The 18,903-nt window shown below is 59.9% G+C and carries 20 protein-coding genes; 16 read left to right on the forward strand and 4 right to left on the reverse strand.

The features are described 5' to 3' along the window. From ACH2DG_RS18900 to ACH2DG_RS18910, 3 genes are all read right to left on the reverse strand, one after another. Positions 1 to 384, reverse strand: a 384-nt coding sequence (locus ACH2DG_RS18900; protein WP_395028004.1) for an RNA-binding S4 domain-containing protein, incomplete at its 3' end; no start/stop codon positions are given. Further along, positions 371 to 1,861 (reverse strand): sensor histidine kinase, encoded by a 1,491-nt coding sequence (locus ACH2DG_RS18905; RefSeq protein ID WP_395028006.1) that lies wholly within the window; start codon positions 1,859 to 1,861, stop codon positions 371 to 373. The genes ACH2DG_RS18905 and ACH2DG_RS18900, both read right to left, overlap by 14 nt. Before the next feature lie 27 nt (positions 1,862 to 1,888). Next, a complete protein-coding gene (locus ACH2DG_RS18910; protein ID WP_395028007.1) occupies positions 1,889 to 2,584 on the reverse strand; it encodes a response regulator in 696 nt (231 codons plus the stop codon). 158 nt (positions 2,585 to 2,742) lie between these two features. Between ACH2DG_RS18910 and ACH2DG_RS18915 the strand changes: the two genes are divergently transcribed. The 4 genes from ACH2DG_RS18915 (at position 2,743) to ACH2DG_RS18930 (ending at position 6,584) form a co-directional block, all read left to right on the forward strand. Then, positions 2,743 to 3,705, forward strand: coding sequence for a Bug family tripartite tricarboxylate transporter substrate binding protein (locus ACH2DG_RS18915; RefSeq protein ID WP_395028009.1), 963 nt, complete (start codon positions 2,743 to 2,745; stop codon positions 3,703 to 3,705). Positions 3,706 to 4,004: 299 nt separating this feature from the next. Beyond that, positions 4,005 to 4,595, forward strand: coding sequence for a tripartite tricarboxylate transporter TctB family protein (locus ACH2DG_RS18920; RefSeq protein WP_395028010.1), 591 nt, complete (start codon positions 4,005 to 4,007; stop codon positions 4,593 to 4,595). Further along, positions 4,595 to 6,109, forward strand: coding sequence for a tripartite tricarboxylate transporter permease (locus ACH2DG_RS18925; RefSeq protein WP_224151577.1), 1,515 nt, complete (start codon positions 4,595 to 4,597; stop codon positions 6,107 to 6,109). Before ACH2DG_RS18920 ends, ACH2DG_RS18925 begins: the two co-directional genes overlap by 1 nt. Positions 6,110 to 6,278: 169 nt before the next feature. Beyond that, the gene (locus tag ACH2DG_RS18930; protein ID WP_184711434.1) at positions 6,279 to 6,584 is read left to right on the forward strand and encodes a helix-turn-helix transcriptional regulator; all 306 of its coding nucleotides are present in this window, start codon (positions 6,279 to 6,281) and stop codon (positions 6,582 to 6,584) included. 66 nt (positions 6,585 to 6,650) lie between these two features. On the opposite strand, the gene ACH2DG_RS18935 is transcribed toward ACH2DG_RS18930, so the two are convergent. Then, the gene (locus ACH2DG_RS18935; RefSeq protein ID WP_224151579.1) at positions 6,651 to 7,067 is read right to left on the reverse strand and encodes a DsrE family protein; all 417 of its coding nucleotides are present in this window, start codon (positions 7,065 to 7,067) and stop codon (positions 6,651 to 6,653) included. 239 nt (positions 7,068 to 7,306) lie between these two features. On the opposite strand from ACH2DG_RS18935, the gene ACH2DG_RS18940 reads away from it, so the two are divergent. From ACH2DG_RS18940 to ACH2DG_RS18995, 12 genes are all read left to right on the forward strand, one after another. Further along, positions 7,307 to 8,254: an MBL fold metallo-hydrolase gene (locus ACH2DG_RS18940; RefSeq protein WP_395028034.1), complete on the forward strand. Its 948-nt coding sequence runs from the start codon at positions 7,307 to 7,309 to the stop codon at positions 8,252 to 8,254. After that, positions 8,251 to 8,739 (forward strand): hypothetical protein, encoded by a 489-nt coding sequence (locus ACH2DG_RS18945; protein WP_395028011.1) that lies wholly within the window; start codon positions 8,251 to 8,253, stop codon positions 8,737 to 8,739. Before ACH2DG_RS18940 ends, ACH2DG_RS18945 begins: the two co-directional genes overlap by 4 nt. A gap of 220 nt (positions 8,740 to 8,959) precedes the next feature. Further along, positions 8,960 to 9,262: a c-type cytochrome gene (locus ACH2DG_RS18950; RefSeq protein ID WP_395028013.1), complete on the forward strand. Its 303-nt coding sequence runs from the start codon at positions 8,960 to 8,962 to the stop codon at positions 9,260 to 9,262. Positions 9,263 to 9,317: 55 nt separating this feature from the next. Further along, complete coding sequence (soxC, locus tag ACH2DG_RS18955; protein WP_395028015.1) at positions 9,318 to 10,667, forward strand: sulfite dehydrogenase; 1,350 nt, start codon at positions 9,318 to 9,320, stop codon at positions 10,665 to 10,667. Then, complete coding sequence (locus ACH2DG_RS18960) at positions 10,651 to 11,757, forward strand: c-type cytochrome (protein ID WP_395028016.1); 1,107 nt, start codon at positions 10,651 to 10,653, stop codon at positions 11,755 to 11,757. The genes soxC and ACH2DG_RS18960 overlap by 17 nt, the downstream gene beginning before the upstream one ends. Positions 11,758 to 11,826: 69 nt before the next feature. Continuing rightward, the gene (soxY, locus tag ACH2DG_RS18965) at positions 11,827 to 12,282 is read left to right on the forward strand and encodes a thiosulfate oxidation carrier protein SoxY (RefSeq protein ID WP_395028018.1); all 456 of its coding nucleotides are present in this window, start codon (positions 11,827 to 11,829) and stop codon (positions 12,280 to 12,282) included. 28 nt (positions 12,283 to 12,310) lie between these two features. Further along, positions 12,311 to 12,622: a thiosulfate oxidation carrier complex protein SoxZ gene (gene soxZ / locus ACH2DG_RS18970; RefSeq protein ID WP_224151585.1), complete on the forward strand. Its 312-nt coding sequence runs from the start codon at positions 12,311 to 12,313 to the stop codon at positions 12,620 to 12,622. 140 nt (positions 12,623 to 12,762) lie between these two features. Next, complete coding sequence (gene soxA / locus ACH2DG_RS18975) at positions 12,763 to 13,578, forward strand: sulfur oxidation c-type cytochrome SoxA (protein ID WP_395028020.1); 816 nt, start codon at positions 12,763 to 12,765, stop codon at positions 13,576 to 13,578. A 12-nt stretch (positions 13,579 to 13,590) separates the two neighbouring features. After that, positions 13,591 to 14,244 carry a sulfur oxidation c-type cytochrome SoxX gene (gene soxX, locus ACH2DG_RS18980; protein WP_395028021.1) on the forward strand — a complete coding sequence of 218 codons (654 nt, stop codon included), beginning with the start codon at positions 13,591 to 13,593 and terminating at the stop codon, positions 14,242 to 14,244. A gap of 80 nt (positions 14,245 to 14,324) precedes the next feature. Further along, positions 14,325 to 16,052 (forward strand): thiosulfohydrolase SoxB, encoded by a 1,728-nt coding sequence (gene soxB / locus ACH2DG_RS18985; RefSeq protein ID WP_395028022.1) that lies wholly within the window; start codon positions 14,325 to 14,327, stop codon positions 16,050 to 16,052. 62 nt (positions 16,053 to 16,114) lie between these two features. Beyond that, a complete protein-coding gene (locus tag ACH2DG_RS18990) occupies positions 16,115 to 17,230 on the forward strand; it encodes a YeeE/YedE family protein (RefSeq protein ID WP_395028023.1) in 1,116 nt (371 codons plus the stop codon). 132 nt (positions 17,231 to 17,362) lie between these two features. Next, positions 17,363 to 18,862 (forward strand): LamG-like jellyroll fold domain-containing protein, encoded by a 1,500-nt coding sequence (locus tag ACH2DG_RS18995; RefSeq protein WP_395028024.1) that lies wholly within the window; start codon positions 17,363 to 17,365, stop codon positions 18,860 to 18,862. Positions 18,863 to 18,903: the final 41 nt, after the last annotated feature.

Consider the following 18,903-nt stretch of genomic DNA (forward strand, 5'->3'; position numbering starts at 1 on the left):
CAACTCTCGCCTATCGCGCTTGGTGGGACGGCCGTCCTTGAGCGTATTGGCGGGTTCCGGGGCCAAGCGTCGCTGTTCGGCCAGCGCGGCCCTCTGTGCAATGCTTTCGGCGGTCTCGGTGTAAAGCGCCTGTGCGGTGGAGGCGGGCCCACGGGTACGGGCCATGGCGGCGATGACCACAGTCTTCGGTATGTTGCCCTGTTGCAGCTCTACGGTATCGCCTGTTCTTACCTCTTTACCCGGCTTGGCGTTGGCTTGGTTGACGCGCACATGGCCTTTGTTGATGGCCTCCACTGCTATGGCGCGTGTCTTGTAGAAGCGCGCGCACCATAGCCATTTGTCGATGCGCATGGATTCACTGTCAGAGGTGTCAGATGTGGACATGGGAGGAAGGTGGGGATGTATTGGCTACAGAAGCAAACTCTACTACAGCGTCGAATCCTTCAATGGCGCCGTTGCCATGGCGGTTACGCAAGTGCAGTTGTGCATGAAGTGCATCACAGATGGAGTGGCAAATGGCAAGGCCCAGGCCTGATCCGCCATTGGGTGTGCCGCTGACAAAAGGCTCTGCCAGACGTGTCTGCACTGCCGGGGATACGCCTTCTCCCCAATCGCTGACGCGCAGAACCGGGTGATTGTCTTCAATGGCCAACCTGATCTGCAAGGGGGCGCCATGCGGTGAATGCTGTATGGCGTTGTGCAGCAGATTGCGTACCAGCTCACGCAGCATCCAAGGGTGGGCCAGCAGCGTCAGCTCTTCGCTCACCAGTTCAAACTGCAGGTTTTTTTCAGCCAGCAAGGGAGATAGTTCGATGACCATGTCGCGCACGATCTCGGTCAAGCTGACCGGCTGCGCCTGTTCTGACTGCTGCAACTGCTCTACTTTTGCGAGTGACAGCATCTGGTTGGCCAGCTGGGTTGCACGGCCCACTGTGCTGTTGATTTCGTGCAAGGCCTGGAGTGGCTCCACGTCGCCGCGAAGGGCCGATTGCACCTGAACCTTGAGCACGGCCAGTGGCGTGCGCAATTGATGCGATGCATCGCGCACAAAGCGTTTCTGGTGTGCGAGCAGATGGGCCAGGCGCGCCATGGCGTGGTTGGTGGAGTCTACAAGGGGCAGTACTTCGACGGGGGTGGCGGCTGGCACTTTCAGCGGCTGCAGATCATCGTTGCTGCGGCTGTTGAGCTGTTCGCTCAATTGCAGGATGGGCAGGGTGGCCCGGCGCACCACGAACACGACGACACATGCAATGCAGACAAACAGCAGCGCCTGCTTGAACAAGGTGCCCAGCAGGATCTCTCGGGCCAGAGATTCTCGGATCTGCAGTGTTTCTGCCACCTGCACGATGGCCATGCCGCGCCCGTTGGCGCTGGCTACAGGTTGCAGCAGCGCTGCAATGCGAACAGGCATGCCTCGGAACTCACCATTGTAGAAATCCACCAGTGCCGCATAGGGCGGCTGCTGGGCGATCCGGCCCCTCCACAGCGGCAGCTCGGCAAAGCCGCCAATCAGTTCACCCGCCATCGTGGAGACGCGGTAGAACAGGCGCGACTGGTTGTCTGCCTCAAAGGCCTCCAGGGCGGAGTAGGGGACGGTGGATTCGACAATGGCCAGTTCGTCATAGCCTTGCACGGTCAGTTGTTCGCCAATCACCTTGGCCGATGCCAGCAAGCTGCGGTCATAGGCGGTGTTCAGGGACTGGAGCGACTGCTGGTAGAGGCTGCTGGTGTTGTAGACCATGAAGATGACCACGGGCAGCAGAATGCCCAGCAGCAGATTTCGGCGAATGGAGCTATTCGAGTTGCTGGCTGTATGGGTGCTGCTGGAGCTTGGCTTTGCAGTGTTGGCTGGCGTGGGCATGTCTTGCAGGTCGTACGGGGTGGCGCGCTATTCGGCTGGAGTACCGCCGGATTTGAGCAGGTAGCCCAGGCCGCGCAGGGTCATCAGCTGCATGCCGGTAGGGGCCAGTTTTTTTCGCAGACGGTAGGCCACGACTTCGACCGCTTCGAGTTGCACGTCGGGCTCGCCGGCAAATACGGCGGCGAACAGGCGCTCCTTGGTGACGGCCTGGCCCATGGGCTGGATCAGTGTCTTGAGGAAGGCGACTTCTCGCGGTGTCAGTTCAAAGATGGTGTCCTGCCAGTAAAAGGCCTCGGCGGACTTGTCATAGCGCAGGCTCCCGGCAGCCGTGGTGGCTGGTGCCATATTTTCTGGGGTAGTGGGCTGCGACCGCCGCACCAGGGCGCGGATGCGGGCCTCCAGCTCATCCAGGTCAAATGGCTTGGCCAGATAGTCGTCGGCACCGGAATTGAGGCCGAGCACGCGGTCGCCTACCGTGCCGCGCGCAGTCAGGATCAGGGTGGGGGTGGCCAGGCCTTCTGCTCGTGCCTGGGCAATGATGTCCAGCCCATCCATATTGGGCAGGCTCAGATCCAGCAGTACGGCATCGGGCCGCAGTCGGCGCCAGGCATGCAGCGCGGCTGCGCCATCGGTAATGGGGGTAACATCCATGCCGCGCCGCCGCAGCGTGCGCTGCAGGGTGGTCTGCATGGTGGCGTCGTCCTCGATCAAAAGCAGGTGCATGCTGGCAAGTTTGCACCATATTGAAGGCTGCTCATACCGTGAGTGCAGCACCCTGGCCCTTGGTGTTTCCCCTAGTGAATGAGCGCAGGCGTGACAGCCATTTGACAGGTATTGCCACGATCATCGTTCCATCTACAACATCTTCCAAGGAGGCACTCATGCGTCGTGACGAATTCCTCAAATCCATGCTGGCATTGGCTGCTGCCGGAGCCTTGCCGTTCAGCGCCCATGCTGCTGCAAATCTGAAAATGCTGTTGCCCGCCAACCCCGGTGGCGGCTGGGACACCACGGGCCGTGCACTGGGCAAGGCCTTGCAGGACGCTGGCGTGGCTGGCTCGGTTACCTACGACAACAAGGGCGGTGCGGCCGGTGCCATTGGACTTGCGCAGTTCGTCAATGGCAGCAAGGGCGATGCCAATGCCATGATGGTGATGGGCGCTGTCATGCTGGGCGGCATCATCACTGGCAAGCCGCCGGTGGATCTGAACCAGGCCACGCCTTTGGCCCGCCTCACCAGCGAATACAACGTCTTTGTGCTGCCAACCAATTCGCCGTTCAAGACCATGGCAGATGTCGTGGCGCAGCTCAAGAAGGATCCGGGCTCCGTCAAATGGGGCGGTGGCTCACGTGGTTCGACCGAGCACATCGCTGCTGCAATGATTGCCCGGGCGGTGGGTGTGGACCCCGCCAAGATCAACTATGTTGCCTTCCGTGGCGGTGGCGAGGCAATTGCCGCCATCCTGGGCGGCAATGTCACCGTCGGAGGCAGTGGCTTCAGCGAATTTGCCGAATACATTGCGACTGGCAAGATGAAGCCGATTGCTGTCACGGCCGCTCAGCGCCTGGAGGGTGTGGACGTTCCCACGCTCAAGGAGCAAGGTATCGATGTGGAGATCGGCAACTGGCGCGGCGTATATGGTGCCCCCGGCATCAGTGCGGAGCAGCGCAAGAATCTGATTGACATGCTGGACAAGGCCATGAAGAGCAAGAGCTGGGCCGAGTCGATGAAGAAGAACGACTGGACCGCTGCCTGGCTGGCGGGCGATGACTTCAGCAAATTTGTATCGACGGAATTTGCCAGCCTGAAAGACACGATGACCCGCGCAGGCATGGTGTCCTGATTCTCGTACTGCCCTGGCGGCTCTGTTCCGCCAGAAGCAGTGCTCGGTTTATAAAAAAGCCACTGGCGCTTGATGGATAAGTGCCAGGGCTTGTTTTTCTCAAGATTTCAGGTGCTGGAAGCAAGTTGTGGATTGCGAGCAGGCGGCCTGCTGCAGGTGGATTGAAATGCGATGTGGTCAGCGCCCGGCATTGCTGCTGCGCAGCGTCGCTTCTCCGCGGCGGTTCAGGCCCCCGTTCACCCCAGAGTCATGATCCAACATTGCCCTGCACCATTCCAAAGGACAAAGGAGACGCCGATATGAGCCCGATGGCAGATCCCCATGCAGCGGCCGGTACCGCTGCCAATAATCCCGCAGGCGCGGAGCCTGGTTTTGAACACGCCCACCAGCCAAGCACGGTGGCCCAACTGGCCGTCGGCATTGCTGTGCTGGTGGTGGCAGGCCTGCTGTCATGGGGTGCGTTGCACATCCCATCCCAAGCCGGTTACAGCGGCGTCGGGCCTGATTTCCTGCCCTGGCTGGCAGCCTGCGTGCTCGGCCTGTGCGGGCTGTGGCTGTGCTGGGAAGCGCTGAGTGGCGGCTACCGCCACCTGGACGCGCCGGACGGCGCGCAGCATGGCGACTGGGGCGCACTGGTCTGGGTATGCGCCGGCTTGCTTATCAATGCGGCGCTCATCACCACCTTGGGCTTCATCGTCAGCTGCACGCTGTGCTACGCCGTGGCAACACAGGGCTTGCGTCGCGCCTCTGGCCAGGCCCATGCGGGCAGCGCCAGAACCATTGGCACCGATCTGTTCACCGGGGCGGTGATTTCGGCGCCGGTGTTCTGGACCTTCACGCAATTCCTGGCAATCAATCTGCCGGGTCTGACGGAAACAGGGTGGCTGTGATGGAAATATTCAACGCATTGCTCCAAGGCTTCGCCACCGCGGCGACGCCAGTCAACCTGCTGTGGGCGCTGGTCGGTTGCGCGCTGGGCACGGCAGTGGGCGTGTTGCCCGGCATCGGTCCTGCAGTGGCCGTGGCCATGCTGCTGCCCATTACCGCCAAGGTGGAAGTCACCGCCTCGATGATCTTCTTTGCTGGCATCTACTACGGCGCCATGTACGGTGGCTCGACCACGTCGATCCTGCTGAACACGCCGGGCGAGACTGCAAGCATGGTGACGGCCATGGAAGGCAACAAGATGGCCAAGAGCGGCCGCGCTGGTGCTGCGCTTGCCACGTCGGCCATTGGTTCTTTCGTGGCCGGGACGATTGCCACCGTGGTGGTGACGCTGTTCGCCCCCTATGTTGCAGACTTCGCTGTCAAGCTGGGGCCGCCAGAGTATTTCATGTTGATGGTGCTGGCTTTCACCACCGTGAGTGCGGTACTTGGCAAGAGCAGCCTGCGCGGCATGACAGCGCTGTTTCTGGGCCTGGCCATTGGCTGCATCGGCATGGACCAGATCACCGGCACCGCCCGCTATACGATGGGCAAGCCGGAGCTGCTGGACGGTATCGACATTGTGCTGGTGGCGGTGGGCCTGTTTGCCGTGGCTGAGGTGCTGTATTACGCACTGTACGAGGGCAAGACCCGCGATTCGCAGAACAAGATGGGCCGCGTGCACATGACGCGTCGCGATTGGAAGCGTTCAGTGCCTGCATGGATCCGCGGCACGGTGATTGGCACGCCCTTTGGCTGCATTCCTGCTGGCGGTACGGAGATTCCGACCTTTCTGAGCTATGCCACCGAGAAGAAGCTGGCCAAGGGCGAAGACAAGGCAGAGTTCGGTACCTCCGGCGCCATCGAGGGCGTTGCAGGCCCGGAAGCGGCCAACAACGCGACTGTCACGGCTGCGCTGATTCCGCTGTTGACGCTGGGCATTCCTACCAGCAACACCACTGCCGTGTTGCTGGGTGCATTCCAGAACTACGGCATCAATCCGGGCCCGCAGCTGTTTACCTCTTCGGCTGCACTGGTCTGGGCACTGATCGCTTCGCTGTATATCGGCAATGTGATGCTGCTGGTGCTGAACCTGCCCATGGTGGGCATGTGGGTCAAGCTGCTCAAGATTCCCAAGCCGCAACTGTATGCAGGCATTCTGATCTTTGCGACCGTCGGCGCGTATGGCATGCGCCAAAGCACGTTTGATCTGTACCTGCTGCTGGCTATCGGTGCGCTGGGCGTGGTGATGCGCCGCTTTGACTTTCCGACCGCGCCGGTGGTGGTCGGCATGATTCTCGGGCCTTTGGCTGAGGCGCAAATGCGTAATGCCGTGGCCATTGGGGAAGGCAGCTGGAGCATTTTCTGGCAGCGGCCCATGTCGTTGGCGTTGATCATCATCGTGCTGGCTGTGCTGATTGTTCCACGCGTGCTCAAAGCGAGAGGGAGCAAAAAGGCCGCAATGCCGGCTTCGGCATGAGGCATCGGCCATCCACTTTCAGGCGCCCGGACGGGCGCCTTTTTATTCATGGAGGGCGTGTAAAGGCATCAGGCCATTGCATGGGCTCTGCTATATAGTGGTGTACCGGCAAGGTATGGTGGCCTGGCCGGAAAGCTGGCCAGTCGCTGCAGATGGAAGGAATGCGGGCATGGAATCGCAAGAGATGGAAGACGACGGCGTATATGAAAGCGCCGCAGAGCTATTCAAGGCCATGGCTGCGCCCATGCGGCTCAAGATCATCAGCGCGTTGTGCAATGGTGAAAAGAACGTGTCTGAACTGCTGGCGTCGATCAACACCACACAGCCCAATATGTCGCAGCACCTGAACACCTTGTACCAGGCAGGGGTGCTGGGCAAGCGGCGTGAAGGGGTCAGCATCTACTACTACATTGCAAATGACAAGGTGGTGCAGATGTGCCGCAGCGTCTGTCTGCAGATTGCCATGGAAGATTGAGCGCGCCATCCGCAAAATGTGAAAAGGCAGCCGGTGGCTGCCTTTTTTGCTGGTAACTCAGCGCGATCAAGGCTTCAAGTATACGAAGCCTTCCTTGGCCTGAAGGCGGGCGACTTCGGCTACGCCGGACGGCACCACCTGGGTCTCCATCAGCAGCTTCGACGCGTCAATCTTGCGGCTCTGCAAGGTGTTATTGCACACACGAAACTCCACACCCTTGGCGGACAATGCGCTCACCTGTCCGCTGAACTCGCGACCCTTGCTGTCCTTGGCATCACTGAGTAGAAAATCGATGCCCGGGCCGTGCGTCACCACCACGATCTTGTCGGTAGGCGAAGCGTTGAGCTCGTTGGTGATGTTGTTGAGGATAGCTGCGGCAGTTTCGACGCCGGTATTGACGTGGTAGACCACTTTGACCTTGTCCTGGGCAAAGCCGACGGCTGCCATCAAGGACAGGAAGACGGCACACAACAGGCGTTTCATGGGAGGCTCCTTTGCATTGGTAGTATCTCCAGCCCAAAAATATCGCTGGTGACTTATATTAGCAACAGGCAATTGCTTTGCAAAGCCAGTAACAGTACCTAGGATCCCTAGTAAACGGTGGTTGGAGACAGGAGTCAAGCATGGTGGCGACACGGGTGAAATGGGCTTACGCTTTTGCATGGGTGCTGGGCTGGGGTGCTGGAAGCGCGCAGGCGCACGGCACGGATGGAGCACCGGATATGCCGGTGGCAGCAGCTGCCAGCACGGCGGCAGGCAATCCATCACAAAGCTCGCCAGCGGCGGCGACAGCAGCCGTCTCGATGGAGGTCAAGCAGGTAGCCCCCGATGTGTACTACGTGCAGGGCCTGTCGGCGCTGGGTTCGCCGCAGAACCAGAACTTCATCTCCAATGCCGGCTTTGTCATCACGCAAGACAGCGTGGTGGTGATTGATGCGCTGGGCTCCCCTGCACTGGCCAAGACGCTGGTACAGAAAATCAGGCAGATCACGAACAAACCCATCAGCACCGTGCTGCTGACGCATTACCACGCTGACCATATCTATGGCCTGCAAGTCTTCAAGGCGCTGGGTGCAAAGATCATTGCCAACGGCTTGGCAAGGGAGTACATCAACTCCGACACCGCCCGGCTGCGCCTGGATGCTTCTCGCACCGAGCTGGCGCCATGGATCGATGCGGACACCCATCTGGTGAAGGCAGATGAATGGGTGAGCGCGGACAACAGCGTGTTCTCGATCGGTGGAGTGCAGTTTCAGTTGCAACACATGGGGCCTGCCCATACGCCGGAAGACACAGCGATTTTCCTCCCGCAAAGCGGTGTGCTGTTCATTGGGGATGTGGTGTTTCGCAACCGGATTCCTTACGTCGGCCAAGCTGACAGCCGCCACTGGATTGCCGCGCTCGACAGCCTGCTGAAGCTTTCCGTCAAGGTCATGGTGCCAGGCCATGGCCCGGCATCGAATGATCCAAAGGCGGACATGCAGCTGACGCGCGACTATCTCCGCTACCTGCGCGAATCCATGGCCAAGGCGGCAGGCAATCTGGACCCGTTTGACGAAGCCTACAAATCCACCGATTGGTCGCGCTTTGAGAAGTACCCGCTGTTCAAGGAGGCCAACCGCATGAACGCGTACAACACCTATTTGCTGATGGAGCAGGAAAAACCATGATCCGCCGACGCGATGCCATGCTCGGATTACTCTTCAGCCAGGCAGCAGGAAGCCAGGCAGTGCAGGTCCAGGCACTGGATGCATCGGAGCAGCTGCTGCCTACGGCGGCGGACTTGCCACAAAGCCTGGCGTTGGCCGTGCGCCAAGGCCAGCCGCTGGTGGTATTGGCTACCTTGCAGGGTTGCCCATTTTGCAAGGTGGCGCGCGAAAACTACTTGCTTCCTGCCAGCAAGGACGGTGCGGTGGTGACGCAGATCCACTTTCTGTCACGCGCACCTTTGCGTGACTGGGAAGGGCGAGTCACAACCCATGGACAGGTGGTCAAGGACCTGGGCATCGAGGTTGCACCGACGGTGTTGTTCTATGGCCGTGGCGGAAAGGAACTGGCCCCACGGCTTACGGCGGGCTCCACTTCCGACTTCTATGGCGCATACCTTGACGAACGTCTTGCGCAGGCGCGTGCATCTTTCAAGCCTGCAATTTAATCCAATGGGGCAGGCTATTGCTCAATGGCTTACAGCCCTATACAGCAACACCGTACCTGTGCCGGCACGGCTGAAAACCTGAAGTTCGCTATTCATATCTGGGATAACGCGGGTATCACCTAGTCCAGCGAGCGGCCAGAACTCTCTAATATTTCAATAAATAAAAATATGCTTATATATAAATAAAGGTGAAGCGATGAGACAACTTCGAAGTGTTTGGATGGCAGGAGTCGTCATGGTGGGAGGCGGGTTGGCAGCAGCTCCTGCATGGGCCGATCTGGCCCTGGCTCAGAAGAACGCATGCATGGCTTGCCACAGCGTCGACAAGAAATTGGTGGGCCCGGCCTATCAGGATGTGGCAAAGAAATATGCAGGCCAGGCCGATGCACAAGCCCAGCTCGCCAAAAGCATCAAGGCGGGCGGTTCCGGCAAGTGGGGCGCGGCTCCCATGCCGGCGCAAGCAGCGCTCAGCGATGCAGATGCCAGCACGCTGGCTGCCTGGATTCTGGGTGGTTCCAAGTAAGGCAAGCGACCAGCGCTTATTTCTCGGATAAAGCTTGCTATTGGAAAGGGAGCATATGCGGAGCCAGCTGATGGGCAGGGTGCGCAAGGCGCCAGAGAATTTTGTACCTCCACAGGCGGTGGGCACGGTGTTTGCAGAGGCCAAGGCCGGGCGACGTGATTTCATACGCAGTGCATTTGCAGCTGCCGCGGGCACCGTGGCAGCATCCGTGCATGCGCAACAGGCGTCGGTAGGAGATGGAGACCCGAACATTCTCGAGTTGCCTGCCCACAGCAAGGGCCTGGGCCAGCCGGTGGTGACCGATGGCTATGGCAAACCATCCAAGTACGAGGCCAATGTGCAGCGCAGGCAAAGTCCCGGACTCACGCAGACCAAGCAGGCCTCGGTATCGTTTGCACCGCTGCAATCTCTGTTCGGCATTGTTACGCCGAGCGGCCTGCATTTTGAGCGTCACCACCAGGGCTGGTGGGACATCGATCCCTCCAAGCATCGCTTGATGGTCAATGGTCTGGTCAAGAGCGCCAAGGTGTTCACGATGGATGACATCATGCGTTTGCCATCGGTGTCGCGCTTTCACTTCATCGAGTGCGGCGCCAACACGGGCATGGAATGGGGCAATGTGGCCGTGCCGACGGTGCAATATACGCATGGCATGCTCTCGTGCAGCGAGTTCACCGGTGTGCCGCTGATCACCCTGCTAGAAATGGCTGGTGCGGATCTGAAGAAAGGCAAGTTCATTCTGGCCGAAGGCGCCGATGGATCTTCGATGACGCGCACCATTCCGGTGGAGCTGATCACGTCCGGTGAAGTGCTGGTGGCCTATGGCCAGAACGGCGAGATGCTGCGGCCCGAGCAAGGCTATCCGCTGCGCCTCGTGGTGCCAGGCGTGCAAGGTGTCAGCTGGGTCAAGTACCTGCGTCGCATTGAAGTGGGCGATATGCCTTACGCCACCAAGGACGAAGCGGTGCATTATGTGGATCTGATGCCTGACGGCCAGCACCGCCAGTACACCAGCATTCAGGAATGCAAGAGCGTGGTGACCACGCCCTCTGGCGGACAGATGCTGCTCGACAAGGGTTTCTACAACATCACAGGTCTGGCATGGTCGGGGCGCGGCAAGGTCAAGCGTGTGGATGTGAGTGTGGATGGCGGTCGCAACTGGCGCACGGCTCGCCTCGAAGGGCCTGTGATGGAAAAATGCCTCACGCGCTTCAACATCGACTGGGCCTGGAATGGCGAGGAATGCATCATCCAGAGCCGGGCGATGGACGAAACCGGCTATGTGCAGCCTACCTACCAGCAGTTGAGGGCCGTGCGCGGCACGCGTTCCATCTACCACAACAATGCCATCCAGTCGTGGGCGGTGCATGCGAATGGGGAGGTGGCCAATGTTCAGCTTGCGTAAGAAAAGACTGATGGGATATGCCCTGTTTGTGTTGGCTGCTGTCCATGGAGCGGCGTTTGCGCAAGCTTCTGGAAAGGCAGGGGAGCGCTTTCAAGGCATTGGCCGGGAGGCGACCGCCAAGGAAGTACAAGCCTGGGACATCGACGTACGTCCTGATTTCAAAGGACTGCCGTCAGGCTCGGGATCGGTGCAGAAGGGCATGGATGTGTGGGAGGCCAAGTGCGCATCCTGCCACGGCGTCTTTGGCGAATCGAACGAGGTCTTCAGCCCGCTGATTGGCGGCACCACAGCCGATGACATCAAGACCGGCCATGCAGCACGGCTGAACGACCCGGGCTTTCCAGGCCGTACCACGATGATGAAGGTTGCCACGGTATCGACCCTGTGGGACTATATCAACCGCGCCATGCCATGGAATGCCCCCAAGACGCTGACCACGGAAGAGGTGTATGCGGTAACCGCTTATCTGCTCAATCTGGGTGGCGTGGTCCCCGATGACTACACACTCAGCGACAAGAACATTGCCCAAGTGCAGCAGAAGATGCCCAACCGCAATGGCATGACCACCCAGCACGGGCTGTGGCCGGGCAATGACTTTGCGAACGGTGCAAAGCAGGGCGCAGGCCAGCCGGATGTGCGCGCCACAGCGTGCATGCGCAATTGCGGCCCCGAGCCACAGGTGCGGTCGGCCCTGCCTGCGCATGCAAGCAACAACCACGGCAACCTGGCGGCACAAAACCGCCTGGTCGGTGCGCAGCGCGGTATTGAAACCGACGGCGGCAATGGCAAGTCTGGCAAGGCAGAGGCGAAGGCAGTTGCGAACGGGGCCAAGGCCGCAGCACCTACCGCACTGCTGGAGAAAAACGCCTGCATTGCCTGCCATGGCATGGACCAGAAGATTGTGGGCCCGGGATTTGCCGAGATCGCAAAGAAATACCCCGGCAAGAAGGACTATCTTCTGGGCAAGATCAAGGCAGGCGGCACGGGCGTGTGGGGGTCAATGCCCATGCCGCCGCAGCCCGGAATCAGCGACGATGATGCCCAGGCGATTGCAGGTTGGCTGGCGGGAGAGTCTGCGGCAAAGCCGTAACAGGCCAGTTGCGGGCAAATGGACGCATCCAGCCATTCCCATATTCACGTATTACAAGGAGACTGAGACATGAACCGCAGAGATGCACTCAAACATTCCGCAGCCGTTACCGGCTTGCTGCTGGCAGCGGGCCTGCTGCCCCGTGCAGCACTGGCAGCCTACAACCAGACCGCGTTTGATGCAAAGACCGTGGCTGATGTGATCAAGGCCATGGGCGCTGCCGCGCCTGCGGAAAGCAAGGACGTCAGCCTGACTGCGCCAGACATTGCAGAGAACGGCGCAGTCGTGCCCATTGGTGCTGCCACCACCCTGCCCAATGTGAAGCGCCTTCTGGTGCTGGTCGAGAAGAACCCGAGCACCCTGGTGGCTGCCTTTGATGTGAATGATGCCGTCGAGCCGAACTTTCTCACGCGCGCCAAACTGGGCCAGTCTTCGGACGTGTATGCGGTTGCCATCACAGCGGATGGCAAGGCGCTGTTTGCGAAGAAGGAAGTGAAGGTCACCCTGGGCGGCTGCGGCGGTTAAGACGAGACGAGACAACAAGGAGAAAGACATGGCAGATCCAATGCGTATTCGCGCTCAGGCAGCGGGTGACAAGACCACGGTGCGGGTGTTGATGTCCCACGAGATGGAAACCGGCCAGCGCAAGGACGGGGAAGGCAAGACCATTCCGGCCTGGTTCATCCAGGAAGTGACCGCGTCCCTCAATGGCAAGCCCGTGCTGACGGCTGAATGGGGGCCCGCGGTATCGAAGAACCCCTTTCTGCAATTTGTCGTCAAAGGCGCCAAGGCGGGCGACAAGATATCGGTGTCCTGGAAGGACAACAAGGGAGAGACGCGAACCGATGAAGCCACGGTGAGCTGATGGCTGCTACGCCGCAAGGGCGGGCTGTCTCGACCTTGCGGTGGCAACTGCGGCAGGATCGGCCACACGGCAGTGCACTTTGCCTGGGTAGACGCCTCGCTGTCTGCCTTCTTTGACAGATAACAAAAAAGGGGTGCCCCATGAGACAAACCAACCAGGCCGGGAAACTGGTCTTCTCTGCCGCTCTGGCATTGCTGGCCAGTGCTTCTGCTGTTGCGCAGAAAAGCACCGCCGATGGCATTGCCGAATACCGCGAAATGCTGCAGGACGGAAATCCCGCCGAGCTGTTCGAGATGAAAGGCGAGGAGCTGTGGAAGCAAAGACGCGGCCCCAAAAATACCTCGCTGGAACAGTGTGACCTGGGCAAGGGCCCCGGCGTGGTCAAGGGCGCGTTTGTGGAGTTGCCCCGCTATTTTGCAGACACCGCAAAAGTGCAGGATCTGGAGTCGCGTCTCTTGACCTGCATGGAAAAGCAGCAAGGCCTCGATGCCAAAAAAATTGCCGCTACGCCTTTTGGCAAGGACGAGCAAAAGAACATGGAGGGTCTGGTCGCCTGGATTGCATCGCAGTCCAAGGGCATGCCCTTCAACCTCCCGCAAAACCATGCGCAGGAAAAGCAGGCTTACGAAATGGGCAAGCGCCTGTTCTTCATGCGTGGCGGCCCTCATGACTTTGCCTGCGCCTCCTGCCACGGTGCAGATGGCAAGCGCATCCGCCTGCAGGACCTGCCCAATCTAACCAAGAACCCGGGTGCTTCGGAAGGCTTTGGTGCATGGCCCGCGTACCGAGTCTCGTCCGGCGAACTGTGGAGCATGCAGAGGCGCCTGAATGACTGCTATCGTCAGCAGCGATTTCCGTACCCTGGTTATGCCAGTGACGTGACCGTCGCTCTGGGGGTATACATGGGTGTCAATGGCAAGGACGGCAAGGCAACTGCACCGTCCATCAAGCGCTGAAGGAGGGGAACCATGTCAAAAGCAAACTGGTTGCCCATTGCGGGCATCGCATCGTCCTTGATCGTGCTGGGCTGCGCCTCTGTGGACAGCAGCGCAAATCTGGATGCTCTGACCCAGCAGGCCGTGGCATCGTCGTTCCGCGACCAGGGGATTGCCAAGGTGGATCGCCTGCAGCAGGACGAATCCAATGCCGCTTGCAGCGCCGCCGATGTAGCGGGTGTACCGCTGGACGCCAAGCGCAGCGCGGCAATTGAAGCGGCCAACCTGAAAACCGTGCAGTGGCCCAAGGACGGCAAGCTGGTCGGTGATTGGAAAGAGGGCGAGAAAATTGCCCAGAACGGCCGGGGCATGACCTGGACCGACAAGGCAGGCAGCGCCAATGGTGGCAACTGCTACAACTGCCACCAGATCAGCAAGGAAGAAATCTCGTTCGGCACGCTGGGCCCTTCGCTCTACAACTACGGCAAGATTCGCGGCATCACCGATCCCGGCAGCGCCGAGTCCAAGGCCATTGTGGAGTACACCTGGGGCAAGGTCTGGAACGCCAAGGCCTACAACGCCTGTTCCGGCATGCCGCGTTTCGGCCATTCGGGCATCCTGACCGAAGCGCAGGTGCGCGATGTGGTGGCCCTGCTGGTGGATCCCAAGTCTCCGGTCAACCGCTGAAACCGACCGGATTATCAACACTATGAAAACAATAGCTGGTAGCGCTTGGTGAAAGCGCGCTACCAGCTATTTTTATCACCATGAGCCTCTCCAAACGCGAATTTCTGCAAGTACTGGCGGCAGCCAGCGTCGGTGGCATGGGCCTGCAGCGCTACGCCTGGGCCGACAGTGCCACTGCTGACAAGGCGCTGTACGATGTGCCCCAATTTGGCAATGTGTCGCTGCTGCACATGACCGATTGCCACGCGCAGCTCAAACCCATTTATTTTCGGGAACCGAGCGTGAACCTGGGCATCGGCGCCATGAAGAACCAGCGCCCCCATCTGGTGGGCGAACATCTGCTGAAGGCCTGCGGCATTCGGCCAGGAACCGCGAGTGCGCATGCCTTCAGCTACCTGGATTTTGAGGCTGCAGCCAAGCGCTACGGCAAGGTCGGCGGTTTTGCACATCTGTCTACCCTGGTCAAGCGCATGAAGGCTTCGCGCCCTGGAGCACTGCTGCTTGATGGCGGCGACACCTGGCAAGGATCGGCCACTTCGCTATGGACGAATGCCCAGGACATGGTGGATGCCTGCAAGCTGCTGGGCGTGGATGTGATGACCGGCCACTGGGAATTCACTTACGGCATGGAGCGGGTGCAGCAGATCATCGAGAAGGATTTTGGCAGCAAGCTCGACTTTGTGGCGCAGAACGTCAAGACCGCAGATTTTGGCGATCCGGTGTTCAAGCCTTATGTGATCCGCGAAATGAATGGCGTTCCGGTTGCCATCATCGGTCAGGCGTTCCCGTACACGCCGATCGCCAATCCGCGCTACATGGTGGCGGACTGGAGCTTTGGCATTCAGGACGACAATCTGCAGAAGATGGTGGATGAGGCACGCGGCAAGGGTGCCAAGGTCGTCGTGGTTCTGTCCCACAACGGCATGGATGTCGACATCAAGATGGCGAGCCGTGTGCGTGGGGTGGACGCCATCCTGGGAGGCCATACGCACGACGGCATGCCCATTCCGACCATTGTCGAGAACGCGGGCGGCAAGACCATTGTGACCAACGCCGGCTCGAACGGCAAGTTCCTGGGCGTGCTGGATTTTGATGTAAAGGACGGCAAGGTCCGCGATTTCAAGTACCGCCTGATGCCGATATTTGCCAACATCCTGCCTGCCGATACCGAGATGGAGGCGCTGATCACCAAGATCCGTGCGCCTTACGAATCGCGCTTGAACGAGGTGCTGGCGCGTACTGATGGAACCCTGTATCGGCGTGGCAACTTCAACGGCACGGGCGACCAGTTGCTGCTGGATGCCATGATGGCGGTGCAGGACGCACCGATTGCATTCTCCCCCGGTTTCCGCTGGGGCACATCGTTGCTGGCGGGCCAGGACATCACGCGTGAATGGCTGATGGACATGACCGCAACGACCTATTCATATGCCACGGTGACCGAGATGACCGGCGCGACCATCAAGACCGTGCTGGAGGACGTGGCAGACAACCTGTTCAACCCCGACCCTTACTACCAGCAGGGTGGTGACATGGTGCGTGTGGGTGGCCTGCAGTACCAATGCGACCCCACAGCCAAGGCAGGGGCACGCATCACCGAGATGCGGCTCAAGGGCGAGTTGCTGGAGGCTGACAAGAAATACAAGGTGGCGGGCTGGGCGCCTGTGGCAGAAGAAGCGAAGAGTGCGGGCAACAAGCAGATCTGGGAAGTGGTGGAGCCCTGGCTCAAGGACCAGAAGGTGCTCAAACCGCGCGCTCTCAATGAACCAAGCCTGCTGAATGTGAAGCCCAATCAGGGGGTGGCCTGAGCGCGACAACATAGGGCCAGCGGGCATTGCTAAAACCCGGTAGAACCGCTCCAATAGCGGACATGAGCCCCGCAGAGTTCGATACTTTGGTGGCCACCATCCTGGTGGCCGTTTTTTTCCTGGCCGCCATGTTGGGCTTTGTCATGCGCGAAACCCGTTTCTGCACCATGGGCGCGATCAGCGATGTGGTCTACCTGGGCGATTGGATGCGCGTGCGCCAGTGGGTCATGGCTATCGGCGTTGCCATGTGCGGTTTTACCGCACTGGTGTTGTGGGCAGGCGTATCGGCTGCAGACACACTGTATGCGGGGACGCAACTGATGTGGCTTTCCTCCATTGTCGGGGGCTTGATGTTTGGCGTCGGGATGGTGCTGGCGTCTGGCTGCGGGGCGCGCAATCTCACCCGGCTGGGAGGCGGCAATCTCAAGTCATTGGTCGTTCTGCTGGTCATTGCGGTTGCGGCTTTTGCAACGCTCAAGGGCATCACGGCGGTGGCCCGTGCGCGGTGGCTCGATAGCATGCACATCGGCTTCAATTCGCCCGCCTTGTTGCCCGAGGTGGTGGCCAGAGCAGCGGGCTGGTCTTTGCCGCTGGCGCGTGGCCTGATGGGGGGAGGACTCGGCTTGCTGCTGTTGCTGTTGGCCTGGAGCGCAAGGGGCAGGCAGGGGCGCGATCTTCCCGTGCTTGCGGGAGGGGTTGTTGTCGGCCTGTGCGTGGTTGCCGCATGGTGGCTGGGCGGGTATGTCGGTAACGTGCAGGAGCATCCTGCGACCTTGGAGCATGTGTATGCGGCTACCTACACCGGGCGCATCGAGGCTTTCAGCTTTGTGACGCCGCTGGCGCATACCCTGGACTGGCTTTTGTTCTTCAGTGACCGCAACAAGGTGCTGACCTGGGGCATCGCCAGCGTGGCGGGTATGGTGGCAGGGGCTTTCCTGCATGCGCTGTGGCGGCGTGACTTTCGCTGGCAAGGTTTTGCCAATACTGCTGATCTGGCGCGGCATCTGGCCGGTGCCGTCCTGATGGGCATAGGGGGTGTAGTTGCGATGGGCTGCACCATTGGTCAGGGTATCAGTGCGCTTTCCACCTTGCAGTTGGGAAGTTTTCTGTCCGTGACCGGCATTGTGGCGGGCGCTGTTCTGGCATTGCGTTATCTGGCTTGGAAAGAAGCCCGCTAGCGGCAAGCTATCAGCGGGGAAGATGCGCCCAGGAGCAGGGGTGTCTTCAAGGCGCAGTTGGTACAAAAGGTGTCATCAGGCTGTTACCGGTCCCTGGCATGGTTGCAGCTTTCTATATCGAATGGAGAGCCTATGTCTGCAACCAAGCTGGCGTTCATGAGCCTAGCGACCGTTCTGCTATCTGCCTGTGGCGGTGGTGAAGACATGGCGCTGCGATCAGAGCCTGCGGAACTGCGTGCTACTGCGTCAGCCTATTGGGTTGGGGTGGGGCGTGCATTGCCCCAATCCGCCCTGGGCAATACGGTGGCGATTTCTTGCCACAACTGTTATGGCGACACGTTGGCGGCTACGCAGGCCAAGGTAGGCAAAGCACTGGCGCGTGGCTTTGATCTGGTGGAATTTGATTTGACCACCCATGCCGATGGCAAAGTGTATGTGGAGCATGGGGACAGCGAGTTGCCGCGCGGCAGCCTGGAGGCCTCGTTGGCCAACACGGCCCTGCAGCAAAGTGATCGCATGCTGTTCCTGGAAGTGAAGGAGAAATTCACCACGACTGCACAGAGCGATGCAATGATGCTGCAGGTGCTGCGCGCCGTTCGTGACGGCAACTATGCCACTGCTGCAAGGCCCGCATTCCTGCGCGCTTTCATGGATGGTCGACATCAGCACCTGGTGCGCGCCAAACAGATGCTGGCGACCTCGGAGTTTTCAGGAATCCGCAACCACATCCGATTGCATACCCTGGTGGAGAGCGATATCCGCAACAACATACGCACCACCAAAAGTCTCGGCTTTGATGGTGTGGAGTTGGAGTACCGTACTGGCGATCTGTTCGGAAAGATCCAACAGGCCAAGATGCTCGGGCTCGGCGTGGGGCTCTACACGATTCCGGCGAGCATGGGCGAGGCGTATCTGTCGGCCTTGCGCGAGGACGTGGATTTCCTGACCACCGACTACGACTTGGCTGATGCGGCCAAGCCAAGCAACGTCCGCACGCTGATACAGGAGAATACGTCGCTGGTGTACTTGAATGCGGCACCTCAAAGCATCTATCCCTTGAATTACCAGCGAACCGGTGCCACTGGCTATCCGCTGGCAGCCGGAGCCAGCACACCCGCTCTGGAATGGCTGGATGCTGCCAGCGATGAAGACAGGGTGGGTGGCAGCATGGTGTTTGCCGGCAGTCAGAGCTTGACCACCTGGGATGCTGACAATGATGCAGCAGGCGGCTATCTTGTCACGGCCGTGGTGAATTTTGACGATCTGAACCCCGCCACCACAGCCAGCATCATCGCCAAGAGCGACAGCGGCGGCTTTGCTATGGAGCAGAACGCCGGACTGCTGCGCTTTGGGGTGCATGCCAACGGCAGCTACCACTACGCATCCGTGCCCATGACGGCATTCAACGGCACCGATTCATACTTCATCATCGGTGCCTATGACGGCAACGGTGCCGTGCGCCTGTGGGTCAACAATACGGAGCGAACCCCTTCCATCGCAGTCGCCGGTGGAGTCACGCAAAACAATAGCCCCGTTGTCATCGGTGCAGATCCACAAGGTGCCACGGATCGGCGCTTCTTCTTCAAGGGCAAGGTGCAGCAGGTGATGGTGCAGAAGTGGCGTGACCACTGAAGGAATGCTGTTCCGGCCAGGCGCGAAGAATGGCCTGCAGG

Origin of the sequence: Comamonas odontotermitis, from assembly GCF_040396735.1 — a bacterium.
GTDB classification, from domain to species: Bacteria; Pseudomonadota; Gammaproteobacteria; order Burkholderiales; family Burkholderiaceae_C; genus Comamonas; species Comamonas odontotermitis_C.